This is a genomic window from Rosettibacter sp. KY25, assembly GCF_057554405.1.
Genome location: NZ_BAAJAO010000006.1, coordinates 1 through 13,954 on the forward strand (window position 1 = coordinate 1; position 13,954 = coordinate 13,954).

Genomic DNA, 13,954 nt, shown 5'->3' on the forward strand with positions numbered 1-13,954 from the left:
AATCCACCAAAAACCGCCGCCCTTTAAAACTTATCTACCACGAATCTTTCTCTTCCAAACATGATGCTTTGATGAGAGAAAAATTTTTTAAGTCCGGTCAGGGCAGAGCTTTTCTCGATTCTAATAATCTTTTGATGTGGAATTATCTTTTTAGTAAATAGAATTCTTAGAAATTGTTGTATTAGTTCTTGAAGTTAATTTCTTAAATAATCTTAATTATTCTTTAACATTTCTTCATTTATAATTTCATAACAATGTTCCACTTTTTCATTTTGATCTTTTGTCAATTTCATTTTCTTTAATTCATTTAATTCAGCAGATGCTTCGTTAAGTAAATGCAATTCTATCATAAGATTAACAAAAAATAATCTATCATCGATTCTTGTTTTTGTATCTGGATATTTTCTATAAGTTTCCTTTGCAAGCAATATTGCTGATTCTTTGTAGCCATTAATTGCAAGCTGCTTGGCACCATTTAATTTTTTAACTCCTAAATCACTGAATATAATTTTATTACTGTTCACACTTTCTACTTTTTCACCATAGACTGCAGTATTTCTTCTTGAATTATCCTCTTTAATTTTTGGAACATTCCTTATTTCTTCCATTGCTAATGCTAAGAGCAGCTCATTCAATGATAATCTTTTTATGTTATTAATATTTAATGCAGAATTGCTTTGGAGTATAAATCTAACCCCATTGTTATTTAGCTGAACAAGAGATTTTTCACCAGTAGAAATTAAATCACTCCCTTTTAATACTTGACCAACTTTTACTTTTGTCCATTCTTCATTTAATCCTATCAATGCTTGAACATTACCACTTACTTTTTCAACTACAAATGATTGAGCATATATTGATGTTATTGATATAAAAATTAAAAATATCTTTTTCATACTCACCTCCTAATAAATATCGATGATAGTTACTTTGCCATTCGATAAACCATATTCTTCTATTGCTTCTTTATTAAATTTTTCTGCTGCTATATTCCAAGCTGTATCAAAATCTTTTAAGCATGTTGTTTCAACAGGAATCCAGATTTCATCTTTCCCATCAGTATTTCTTCTTATTACAATTTTTGAATCATTATTTGTAATTAAATTCATCTGTAAAGGAGAAAGATTTGTGTTAATCAATAAATTAACATGACTAATCCCATCTGGATTTTTGTAATCAACAAATGCTGTTTGAATTCCTATGCTTTCAAGTAATGAAGCAAAACAAACACTCAAGTCGTCGCAATCCCCTCCTTTTAGTTTTATAGTTTCATTTGGGAATTGAACATGTTCGACGCTTGCTCTTGGATCAGCAACATAATTCATTTCTTTAATAAAATTTTCAAAAAGGATTTTTACTTGATTAAAAATCAAAAGCTGGGAATTAATTGTATCTAAATAATTCTTAAAAGATTGTAAAATATTTTTCGAATAATTACTTGAAAATTCAAAATCACTTCTTACAAAGTATGAAAGATTAGAAACAGTACCATCCCAGCTGTTTTTATCATTTATTAAAATAGGCTTTTGAATTTTATCGTCTGGTTCTAAATCATCAACACTAACAAAAAATTCTGCCTGAGAAACTTCTCTCTTTGTAATCAAAGAATTATTTATAAAAATATAATAAGGCACTTCTACTGTATCGTAAGGAAGAAGTTTGACATCTGGCGAATAAACTACTTCATCATTAATTATTTTGATTAAACAAGAAGGTCTCACTTCAATTATCTTGTTGGTAAGATTTACAACCTTTCCTATTGCAAATGGTTTGTGCATAAATATATCATTGAGAGTTGGATAAATATCGTCCTTAATATCAACATCAATTAATTTAATTTGTTTTTCTCTTGTTAAGCTCAACGAAAAATTTATGGTCAAAAATACTTTATCATTGCTGTAAGAATTATTTGAAATGCTGTGTATTCCATATTTAATCATATCATCAATAGATTGCACTTTACTTCTGTTCGAAAAATATTTCACCCCACTTAATGTAATACTGAAAAAATTAGTTGAATAATTTAACGATGGTGTAAATCCTGCAATAAATGGTTTTTGATATCTATCATGAAAAATTAGACTGCCAATTGTTAAAAATCCTCTGAATAGTTTTGTAGAGAAATTAAATCCTGTATAGTAAGAACCATATGTTTCGTATCCAGCAGCTATATTGAATTGGTTTAAGGGAGAAATAAAAAGTTTTGCTGTAAAACCTTTGTTTCGTTTTAAGGAATAGATGTCAGTCAAATAATTTTGTTTAGATTCTTCTGAGAGAAATAAATTATTTGAAAAGATTGAAATCATAAAATCAGGATGAGGTAAAAATGTCAATCCAATATCTCCTACCCAAAAATTACTTTCAGTAATTTCATCTTTAACAGAAATATAATTGACAGAATCAGTATAAAATAAAATTGGTTTTTCTTCTGTAAATTCTTGAGAAAAATATCTTAAAGAAAATCCAAGAGAAAAAGATTGAGAAAAGTTAAATGCATAACCCATTCCAAATTTTTCTTCATAATTTAGTTTGGTTTTTAATTGAGCAACGCTGTCAGGAAGTTGAATATTCATTCCACTCTTAATTATAAACTGTTGAGATATTCCAGGTGAATATCTAACATAAAAATAATGTGAATTAATTCTTTTAGAGAATGAAATTGAATAAATGTTGTTGTTCATACCTTCATTGTATACACTGCTGAATGTTGTAGAAAGCTCCATATCTTTAGTAAGATTATAATTGGAAACATTACTTTCTAAACTGTTCAGACGGAAACGAGAATTAAATTTTGAAGAAGTATTACCAAAGTAATCGAGAGAAATCTGGCAATAAGCAGATTTTGTAAAAGTTAAACTTAATATCATAATTATAAAAGCTGTTTTATGGTATTTCAATTTTGATGTTATGGATGCTTTGTGCAACAATGTATGTATCATCAAGAATAATATTGTTTATTTGTTTTTCATATTTCCTGATAAAACTAATAATTAAAAACTTATTTTGTGGTGTAATAATATTTTCCAGAATACTGTATGGCAATTTAATTTTTCCAATTTCATTACCTTTTAATTTCAGCAGTGGCTCTGTGTCATTAGAATTCTGTCTAAATCTTGCAATTATTATTTCAACATTATCATCTAATTTTTTATTCCATTCTAAAATTAAATTCAAATTTTTTCTTAATCTGTTTCCTTCAAAACTAACTTTACCAATAATTTCCGGTGGTATTACTACATCAAATTGAGTGAAAGAATTTCTATCTGCTACAACTTTAATATTAACCTTAGAAGAAAATGGGAAACTATGCATTTGACCATTCTTCATCATTCTTTGTTTAATAAAATATTTTATGCCTAAGACTGTATCTCTAACCATCATTCCATCAACAAAACGAATCATATTAGGAATTTTAACAGCTTCATAATTATCAAACTTGACTGAAGAAAAATCCTTTGATTTATAACCAATCAATTTGCCGTTCTTAACTTTTATTGGTTTTGATTTATCATTAAATATCGCATAATAATAACCTTCACTTTGTATCATTCCATAATTTGTATTTCTTACACCTGTTATATTTATAATTGCGCTTTTGCTTAAAAATGGATTAACAACACCTGTAGTATCATAGCCTGATGAGTTTAGATTTGCATCATTATCGCTTTGTGCTGGTTCAATTTGAATATTATTTTCTGATTGATTATCAAAAATCAATTCAGTTGGTGAGGGTTCACCACATGAAATTACAAACAGCATTATGTTAAAACACAACAAAATTTTAAAAGGCGGAAATAAAATTCCGCCTTTGTTATTTAATAACATATGGTATGCCCCAAGTTTTTTCTTCTACCGTGTAATCTGTATCTGTAACAGATTTATCCGGCAATAAATTAATTACTGCATGCATAAATCCAGGATGTAAGTGAGTTAACCATGTTTTTTCATAAGTTCTAATGTAATATGTTCCATCAAACTGAGTGTCTTTTAATTCTAATTTTTCTTTTGTTCTATACATTCCTACGCCAGCCATTGCTCCATGTGTAATTGTAACTAAATCAGGTTTCTCGTAAATGCTTTTTACTTCCAATGTTACAGTAACTGGCTGCTTTCGACCAAAGAATGGGATTAAATCATTCATTCTTACTTTTACTTTATTCTGCCCATGTCGATTTGTACCTGTAGTATCAGTTCCTAATGCATATCCTTTTCTTCCAAAATCAAAGAAAAATTCATTTGGAGAAGTAATTGTTATCGATTTGCCATCAAGTGTGGTAAGAGTGAGCTTAGTAATTTCAATATTATTTGTTTCTGTTCCTCCTTCGGGGAGTGATGAGCCTACAATTTTCCAATCAACAAGATTATCGCCTGTGCTGTCAACCTTAGCATATTTTATAATTCGAGTAATTGTAGAAGTAAATGGTTTCTTAACTATTGTATCGGGGATGACGCGTTTGTCATTTTCATTAAATGAACCCATAATAATTAATTCACCTTTGAACTTGAGTGTTAATTTGCCTACTGCTGTATCTGCTCCATAGTCAATTTGTAAATCACGGTCTACAAGATTAACAATCTGACCAATTTTAATCGGGTAAATTGTTTTGCTTAATTGACCAGCAAGGCTCATTGCCTGCTCTTCATTATAATTTGGAACGAAAGAATTTAATACTTCATCCGAATAAGTAATTTTTTCTAATGCTGATTTTATTGCTGCGGAAGATTCTGGTTCTGTAATGAAATTTTTATCTTCACATGCAGTAATTAGAATAAGACCTAAAATTAAAAATAAAGCACTAATTGATGATTTTAACTGTTTCATAAATCCTCCATTATGGTTGATTGTTTTAATGGAGATTTCATTTTCTGTGCCAACTTAATTTCTTAAAAAAAGAATAAAATTTGCATACTTCACAATTCTAAAATGCCTGGAAAATATCATCAAAATGCCTGGAAAAAATAAATTAGTCATTTGATTTTTCAATAAAATATTTAATTGTTTCATCTAAATAAGTATGATATCTGACAGGTAAATTTTTGTATTTAGATGCAAGTTTATTTTTAATAGTTGAGAAATCATGATTTTTTATATCAACCAAATCTTTCTTAATATTTTCTAAATATGTCAACACTTTAGATTTTACTTTTTCCTGTACATCTTTATCGTCAGTATGAGCAATTATTTTGACTGTCTCTTCCAAATTGAAATTTGTATTAACAAATATTTTAAAAAATATTCCCCTGAAATTTTCGGATACAATTGTTCGGCTTAAGTTGCCTAATTCCTTTGCTGTTTGAACAATTGAAGAATGAGAAAACTTTTTCTCTCGCAAAGTATTTAGAATAATGTTTTCAAAATCAGATTTTTCAATATTGCGATATTCTTCCGGCAAATCTTTTAATGTAATGTTTGTTCTATTTTCTGACTTCGCAAATATTACCATTCGTTTTATGAGTGACTCTAATTCTCGAACATTTCCTTTCCATTCATTACGAATTAAATTTTCCATTACTGCTTTTGATATTTTGAGCGATTCATCTTCTCTTCGAACAAAATAATTTGCAAGAACTTCAATATCTTCTTTTCTATCTCTTAAAGGTGGGATGTTGATTCTTATAACATTTAATCGATAAAAAAGGTCTTCTCGAAATTTTTTTTGCTTAACTAATTCATCAATATTTTTGTTAGTTGCAGCAATTATTCTAACATTTGTGTGTTTAACTTCTGAAGAACCAACACTTTCAAAATCCCCAAACTGAATAACTCTCAAAAGTTTTGCTTGAAAATTATCGCTTGTTTCTGCAATCTCATCAAGAAAAATTGTACCACCATCAGCAATTTCGAATCTTCCTTTTTTATCCTGATAGGCATTTGTAAAAGCTCCTTTTACATGACCGAATAATTCGCTCTCAAGCAACGATTCAGTTAATGCCGCACAATTTACTGCAACAAATTTTTTATCTTTTCGATTACTTAAATTATGAATTGCACGGGCTACTAATTCTTTTCCACTTCCACTTTCACCAAGTATTAACACAGTAGCATCTGTTGGGGCAACTTTTTCAATTAACTTAATAATTTTATTCATCTTTTCACTTGCATAAACAATACCTTCAAAAATTTTTATTTTATTTTCAGAAGATTCTATCTCAGTTTCATCATTGTATCTTTTAAGCTGCTCTATTTCTTCTTTAAGTTTGTTTATCTTTTCAATTAAATGAATATCTGAATCACTTTGAAGTCTTTCCTTCTCTTTTTGAAGTTCCAGTAATAATTGTTCTTTATTTTTCAATGCATACCTTAATGCAGTAATTTCCTTAGAAGTTTCATCAAGTTCTGTTTTGCTTTTAATGAAATAAAATATGCCTTCTGTCAAGAACAACAAGAAAGCAGGAACAATAACCAGAGCATAATTATTTTCTACATAATAAAAATTGAACAAAGCATACGAGAACAAAAGATAAGTTATCAATACAATTAATTCGATTTCTAAATGAGGCTTTTTCAATTTTATATGAGAAACAATGACAAGAATCAAAATAAAAATTACTGAGATAAAATTTCCTTTTTGATAAATGAGCATTCTTCCTGTTAAAATATTGTCAAGAACAATTGCATGGAAACCCACACCAGGAAGTTCATCATCATAAAATGTTGAGATTGTTTTTGCAATGGCTGCATCACTTACACCTATAATTACGATTTTATCATAAAAATTTCTGGCAAAATTTTTATCATTCTCTGCCAATTCGAAAAATTCAAGCAGAGAATATGATTTAAAATTTTTCCATGATGTATAAAAATTAACCTTAATCAAATCTTTCTTATTCAAAAATTTATTGCCAGCAAGCTGAAGAGCAAATGCCTTTTCGCTTTTATTGCCAATGTAAATTTCGGACGGTACATAAATTCCATCTTTAGCAATGTAGTTGATATGTCCTGATAATAATTGTGGTAAATCAATTTTGGGCTGAGAATAAATTAAAGTATCATGTTGATAAATCTCGCCAGTTTTACTTTGGTTTGTAACAATTGAAGAAAGAACAACTCTTCCTGATTTCAATAATTCTTCTTTCAGCAAATCATTATAAATTGATTGAATGGCTAAGTTATTCGAAAGCAAAACTTCTATTCCAATTTTCTTGACATTGAATTGAGTAAGTTTGTTAATCAATAAAGCATAATAACTTCGCTTTAGAGGCCAGCCGCCCAATCTTTCAATATCAGTGCTGTTAATATGAATAATTACAATTGAGCTATCAGGATTCTTCTTTGCACTAAACAATCTTATAATATTTTCTGTTTGAGAATTTATGCTATCTCTCAGAGAACTAAAAATAATTATCAAAATTAAACCTGATATTACTGCAAAAAGCTTAATTCGATTTTCATAAAAAATTATTTTTTGAATCTTTTTCATAATTAGTATAACTTTTAGTATGTGTATATGTTTAATTTACAAAAAATAAAGTAAAGGAATTGTTATGAAGTTTACAATTAATGGTTTATCGGTAAATACATTTGGAAAGCCTGAAAATAAACCAATTATTTTTATTCATGGCTTTCCTTTGGATTTCACAATGTGGCAAAATCAAATTGATGTATTAAAAGAAGATTATTACTGCATAGCATACGATGTTCGCGGACTTGGAGAAAGTTATGTTGGTGATGGACAATATACTATGGAATTTTATGTTGAAGATTTATTCTCAATCATTGAAGGATTACAACTGCAAAAACCAGCCTTATGTGGTTTATCCATGGGCGGATATATTGGTTTAAGAGCAGCTGAAAGAAATCAAGAATTATTCGGTGCGTTAATATTGTGCGACACAAAAGCCGATGCAGATGATAATGCGGCAAAATTAAAACGCTCTTCAAATATCAACATGATTAATACAGAAGGAATAAAAAAATTCATTGATAATTTTATTCCAAATTGTTTAGCAGATGAAACAATCGAAGAGCAAAAAGAATTGTTTGATTCTATACTTAATAAATCATATCAACATAATCCAACTGGCGTTAAAGGAGCAATTTTAGCAATAATGAGCAGAACAGATACATCATCTTTCTTACCTCAAATAAAAATTCCAACATTAATTTTATGCGGTTCGTTTGATAAACTAACTCCACCGCAGGTTATGCGTTCTATGTCAGAAAAAATTCCTGATTCTGAATTTGCAATAATTCCAAGAGCAGGACATTTTTCACCGCTCGAAAATCCAGAAGCTGTAAATGATTTAATTAAAGGATTTTTAAAAAGAAAGTTCTAAGCTTATTCAATAAATTTTATTGACAGAATTAAATTTTCTTAATCAATAAAATTTTACATCGTAGCTTTTCAAGGTTCCGTTTTCATAAATAAACTTTGCACTAAAAAATTTTTCCTGAAAAAGCCAGGGAATAAATATTCTATCGCCTTCCCATAAATTCAATTCTAATAGTTTATTATTTGGAATCCATTTTAAGATTCCCTCGTGAGAATCAATTAATTTACCCTCAAACTCTTTTGCAGTAAACAGAAAAACGTACCAATCTTTTTTGCCATCAAACATTGGAAATGTAATGAATCCATGAAGTTTAGGATTTTTAATCAGTAATCCTGATTCTTCTTTAACTTCTCTTATTACACATTCTTCCGGTGTTTCTCCGTGTTCAAATTTTCCACCAAGTCCATTCCATTTACCTTCATGAACATCATTCTTTTTTTTAATTCTATGAAGCATTAAAGTTTTATCGTTATGGATTACATAACACAAAGTAGCAAGCTGCATATTTCATCCTAAAATTTTTGAATATTGATTTAAGAAATTGTTTCGGCAAGAATGGCAGAAATTTCATCGAGTTCATCAAGAAACCACTTTACTTTTTCTGGATTTGCTCTTTTGCTGTCTCTTACAAGAGCAAGCCACAATTTACATTCGTTAGCAAATTTAAGAGATGCAATTGTGTAATTGTTCAAATCTTTTTTTGTAGATGCAGCAGTAGCTTCGATATAATTGCTTATTACACTTGTTCCGCTGCTGAAAAGTTCATCACCAATTCTTTGTGACACATTATCTTTAGGAAGCTGGTCAATAAACTCAATTAATTTTAATGTGAAGAAGTAAAGTCTTTTTCTAAATTCCCCTTTTGATAATTCTTTTGCCAAATCAATACCACGTTATTAATCAGTGTTCATTGCAAGATAAGGATTTTTTAACAGATAATTTTTAACATAATCTTCTACACCCTGCTGAACATTCATGATTGGTTTATCATATCCTGCTTTTCTAAGTTTTGTCAAATTTGCTTCTGTGAAATATTGATATCTATCCCGAATCTCAACAGGCATATCGACAAATTCAATATTTACAGGTTTTTCTAATGCATTAAATAAAGCAGTAACAAGTTCAATCCATGTTTGAGCTTTTCCTGTTCCAACATTATAAATTCCATTTTTTTCTTTATTCTCAAGGAAATAAAGAGTTATATCAACTGCATCTTTAACATAAATAAAATCTCTTTTTTGCTCGCCATCTTTATAATCACTTTTGTATGATTTGAACAATTGTACTTTCCCTGTATCTCTAATCTGTTCAAAAGCTTTATGAACAACACTTCTCATATCCCCTTTGTGATATTCATTTGGTCCATACACATTGAAATATTTTAATCCAACTACTTTATTCAACAAACCATTTCTCTTAATCCATAAATCAAAAACATGTTTTGAATATCCATACATATTTAATGGTCTCAATTTTTCAAGTTGTTTTTCATCGTCGTCATAACCTTGCGAACCATCACCATAAGTTGCAGCAGAAGAAGCATAAATAAATCTTATTCCATGTTTTACAGAATAAAGAGCTAAATCTTTTGAATAAAGGAAATTATTATTCATTAAGAAATCTGCATCTTTTTCAGTAGTAGAAGAACAGGCGCCAAGATGAATGATAGAAGATATTTTGAAGGGTACAAAATCTGCTCTTACTAAATCTATAAATTTCCATTTGTGATAATAATCCTCATACTTAAGCCCATTCAGATTTTTCCATTTATCATCTTTGCCAAGTTCATCTACAATAATAATTTTATCAATTCCCATTTTATTTAATTTCCATACAACTGCGCTTCCAATAAATCCAGCGCCACCAGTAACTACTATCATAAACTTCTCTTTTATTTATTATATTTGAACGAAAATTAATCATTATCATTGATTAATAAAAATATTCTTTGATTCAATTAAGAAAGGATTATATGAATAACCTTGAACTTCTAACAAAAATATTAAATGATAGAATTATGGTACTTGATGGTGCAATGGGCACTATGATTCAACGTTACAAACTAAGTGAGAAAGATTTTAGAGGTGATAGATTTAAAAATCATCCTACAGATTTAAAAGGAAACAACGATATTCTTGTATTAACTCAACCAGAAATTATAAAAGAAATTCATCGCTCCTATCTTGAAGCTGATGCAGATATAATAGAAACAAATACTTTTAATGCAACAAAAATTTCACAAGCAGATTACAAAACAGAAGATTTGGTTTATGAAATTAATTTTAATGCAGCAAGAATTGCTAAAGAAGTTGCTTTAGAGTTTACGAAAAAAAATCCTAATAAACCTCGTTTTGTTGCTGGTGCACTCGGTCCAACTAATAAAACACTATCAATTTCTCCTGATGTAAACGACCCAAGTTTTCGTGCTGTAACATTTGATGAAGTAAAAGAAGCTTATAAAGAACAAGCACGAGGATTAATTGATGGAGGAGCAGATGTTCTTCTTCTTGAAACTATTTTCGATACTCTGAATGCTAAAGCAGCTTTGTTCGGAATTATGGAATTGTGCGATGAATTAAATCTTCAGATTCCAATTATGATTTCCGGAACAATTGTAGACATGAGTGGAAGAACTTTATCAGGACAAACTACCGAAGCATTCTGGATTTCAATTTCTCACACAAAAAATTTGTTAAGTGTTGGATTAAATTGTTCTTTAGGACCAGCTCAAATGCGACCATTTATTTCTGAGCTTTCACAAATAGCAAATGTTTATGTAAGCTTATATCCCAATGCAGGATTACCAAATGAATTTGGAGAATATGATGAATCACCAGATTCGATGGCAAAAGTTCTTGAAGAATTTGCAAAAGAAGGATTCTTTAACATCGTTGGCGGCTGCTGTGGAACAACTCCAGAACACATTAAAACTTTTGCAGAAATAGCAAAAAAATATCCTCCGCGAAAAATTCCAGAAGTTGAACCTTATTTGAGACTAAGCGGGCTAGAACCTCTTGTATTTCGTCCAGATACAAATTTTGTAAATATTGGGGAAAGAACAAATGTAACCGGTTCAAAGAAATTTGCACGACTCATAAAAGAAAATAAATTTGAAGAAGCCTTATCCGTTGCAAGAGAACAGGTAGAAAATGGTGCTCAGATGATTGACATTAACATGGATGAAGCAATGATTAATTCAGAAGAAGCAATGACAAAATTTTTAAAGTATATAGCATCTGAACCTGATATTGCAAAAGTTCCAATAATGATTGATTCATCAAAATGGAGTGTGATAGAAGCTGGACTAAAATGCCTTCAAGGAAAAGGAGTTGTTAATTCAATTTCATTAAAAGAAGGAGAAGAAGTTTTTAAAGAAAGAGCAAAGAAAATATTAAGATACGGAGCAGCTGTTGTTGTGATGGCTTTTGATGAAGAGGGTCAGGCAGATACTTTTGAAAGAAAAATTAAAATTTGCCAAAGAGCTTACAAAATACTAACCGAAGAAGTAGGCTTCCCGCCTCAGGATATAATTTTTGACCCAAATATTTTTGCAATTGCTACAGGAATAGAGGAACACAATCTATATGCAATAAACTTTATTGAAGCAACAAGATGGATTAAAAAAAATCTTCCCTATAGCAAAGTAAGCGGTGGTGTCAGCAATATTTCATTCTCTTTCAGAGGAAATGATATTATTAGAGAAGCTATTCATTCTGCTTTTCTTTATCATGCAATCGAAGCAGGAATGGACATGGGAATTGTTAATGCTGGTCAATTAGCAGTTTATGAAGAAATTCCAAAAGACTTACTCGAGAGAGTTGAAGATGTTCTCTTTAACAGAAGACCCGATGCAACCGAAAGATTAATTGAATATGCAAATTCTATTAACAAAGATTCAAAAAAAGAAATTATCAATGAAGGCTGGAGAAATAATACAGTAGAAGAAAGATTGAAACACTCAATTATAAACGGCATTGTTGACTTCATCGAAACTGATATTGAAGAAGCAAGAAAAAAATATTCTAATCCTCTTGAAATTATTGAAGGACCTCTCATGGAAGGAATGAACATCGTTGGTGATTTGTTTGGTTCTGGAAAAATGTTTTTGCCGCAGGTGGTCAAAAGCGCAAGAGTAATGAAAAAAGCTGTTGCATATTTAATTCCTTACATTGAACAAACTAAAATTAATTCTGAAGGAAATAAAACTTCAGGAACAATATTATTAGCTACAGTAAAAGGGGATGTTCATGATATTGGGAAAAATATTGTTGGAGTTGTTCTAAGCTGTAACAATTATACAGTAATTGATTTAGGAGTAATGGTTCCATCTGATAAAATTTTATCAACTGCTGTTGAAAAAAATGTGGATATAATTGGCTTAAGCGGATTAATTACACCTTCACTTGATGAAATGGTTCATGTAGCTAAAGAAATGGAAAGAATAGGTTTGAAAATCCCTTTGTTGATTGGCGGTGCAACAACATCAAGAATTCATACTGCTGTTAAAATTGCTCCAAATTATTCCAATGCAACAATTCATGTGCTTGACGCATCTCGAAGCGTTGGCGTTGTAAGCAATCTGCTAAACAAAGAAACAAAAGATAAATTTATACAGGAAATCAAAAATGAATATGAAAGATTACGAGAATCTCACAGCAAAAAACAAATTGAAAAAGAATTTTTAACAATTGACCAGGCAAGAAAAAATAAACTTGTTTTAGATTGGAATAACTACAAAGTAAAAAGACCAAATAAATTAGGCATTACAATTTTTCATAATTATCCTCTCGATGAAATAAAAAATTATATTGATTGGACTCCATTCTTTCAGGTGTGGGAACTTAAGGGTCGTTATCCAAAAATTTTTGAGAATGAAAATTATGGAAACGAAGCAAAAAAAATTTTTGATGATGCAAATAAACTTCTATACAAAATAATCTCTGAAAATTTATTAAAAGCTAATGGAATTGTTGGATTGTTTCCTGCTAATTCAATTGATGATGATATTGAAATTTACACAGATGAATCAAGAACTGGAATTCTTGCAATACTTCATACATTAAGACAGCAGACAATAAAATCAAAAGGTATTCCTAACATTGCACTTTCAGATTTTATTGCTCCTAAAGAAAGTAATGTTAAAGATTATATTGGAGCTTTTGCTGTTACAGCTGGATTAGGAATAGAAAATTTAATTGATAAATTTACTAATGAACATGATGAATACAATGTAATTATGGTTAAAGCATTAGCAGACAGACTTGCAGAAGCATTTGCAGAATTATTGCATGAAAAAGTTCGCAAAGAACTATGGGGCTATTCACCTGATGAAAAATTCTCGAACGAAGAATTAATTGAAGAAAAATATCAGGGTATTCGTCCTGCACCAGGTTATCCTGCACAACCTGACCACACAGAAAAAATCACTATCTGGAAAATTCTTGATGTGGAAAAAAATGTTCAGATTAAATTAACAGAAAGTTTGGCTATGTATCCTGCAGCATCTGTTTGCGGTTTATATATTGCACATCCAGAAGCAAAATATTTTAATGTAGGAAAAATCGGCAAAGACCAAGTTTTGGATTATCACAAGCGAAAAGGAATCAGCATGAAAGAAGCAGAAAAATGGCTGCGCCCAATTTTAAATTATTCAGAATCTGATGAGTAAAGCGAGGTAATA

Annotated in this window: 10 protein-coding genes; 2 read left to right on the forward strand and 8 right to left on the reverse strand. The window is 29.8% G+C overall.

Translation table 11 applies throughout. The features are described from left to right. Positions 1-212 precede the first annotated feature (212 nt). The 5 genes from AC27L2_RS05150 to AC27L2_RS05170 form a co-directional block, all read right to left on the reverse strand. Complete coding sequence (locus AC27L2_RS05150) at positions 213-896, reverse strand: FecR family protein (RefSeq protein ID WP_487210625.1); 684 nt, start codon at positions 894-896, stop codon at positions 213-215. Positions 897-905: 9 nt separating this feature from the next. Then, complete coding sequence (locus AC27L2_RS05155; protein ID WP_487210626.1) at positions 906-2,867, reverse strand: hypothetical protein; 1,962 nt, start codon at positions 2,865-2,867, stop codon at positions 906-908. Positions 2,868-2,883: 16 nt separating this feature from the next. Beyond that, positions 2,884-3,825: a hypothetical protein gene (locus AC27L2_RS05160; protein WP_487210627.1), complete on the reverse strand. Its 942-nt coding sequence runs from the start codon at positions 3,823-3,825 to the stop codon at positions 2,884-2,886. Beyond that, a complete protein-coding gene (locus AC27L2_RS05165; protein WP_487210628.1) occupies positions 3,812-4,822 on the reverse strand; it encodes a hypothetical protein in 1,011 nt (336 codons plus the stop codon). Before AC27L2_RS05165 ends, AC27L2_RS05160 begins: the two co-directional genes overlap by 14 nt. Positions 4,823-4,964: 142 nt before the next feature. Further along, positions 4,965-7,421, reverse strand: a complete 2,457-nt coding sequence (locus AC27L2_RS05170) for a sigma 54-interacting transcriptional regulator (protein WP_487210629.1) — start codon at positions 7,419-7,421, stop codon at positions 4,965-4,967. A 64-nt stretch (positions 7,422-7,485) separates the two neighbouring features. Between AC27L2_RS05170 and AC27L2_RS05175 the strand changes: the two genes are divergently transcribed. Beyond that, entirely contained in the window at positions 7,486-8,277 is a 792-nt protein-coding gene (locus AC27L2_RS05175) for an alpha/beta fold hydrolase (protein ID WP_487210630.1), read from the forward strand. A gap of 42 nt (positions 8,278-8,319) precedes the next feature. On the opposite strand, the gene AC27L2_RS05180 is transcribed toward AC27L2_RS05175, so the two are convergent. The 3 genes from AC27L2_RS05180 to rfaD are packed head-to-tail and all read right to left on the reverse strand — an operon-like array spanning position 8,320 to position 10,154. Next, the gene (locus AC27L2_RS05180) at positions 8,320-8,778 is read right to left on the reverse strand and encodes an NUDIX hydrolase (RefSeq protein WP_487210631.1); all 459 of its coding nucleotides are present in this window, start codon (positions 8,776-8,778) and stop codon (positions 8,320-8,322) included. A 29-nt stretch (positions 8,779-8,807) separates the two neighbouring features. After that, on the reverse strand, positions 8,808-9,155 hold the full coding sequence (locus tag AC27L2_RS05185) for a four helix bundle protein (RefSeq protein ID WP_487210632.1): 348 nt from the start codon (positions 9,153-9,155) through the stop codon (positions 8,808-8,810). Positions 9,156-9,170: 15 nt separating this feature from the next. After that, a complete protein-coding gene (gene rfaD / locus AC27L2_RS05190) occupies positions 9,171-10,154 on the reverse strand; it encodes an ADP-glyceromanno-heptose 6-epimerase (RefSeq protein ID WP_487210633.1) in 984 nt (327 codons plus the stop codon). Positions 10,155-10,246: 92 nt separating this feature from the next. On the opposite strand from rfaD, the gene metH reads away from it, so the two are divergent. After that, positions 10,247-13,942: a methionine synthase gene (metH, locus tag AC27L2_RS05195; protein ID WP_487210634.1), complete on the forward strand. Its 3,696-nt coding sequence runs from the start codon at positions 10,247-10,249 to the stop codon at positions 13,940-13,942. Positions 13,943-13,954 lie beyond the last annotated feature (12 nt).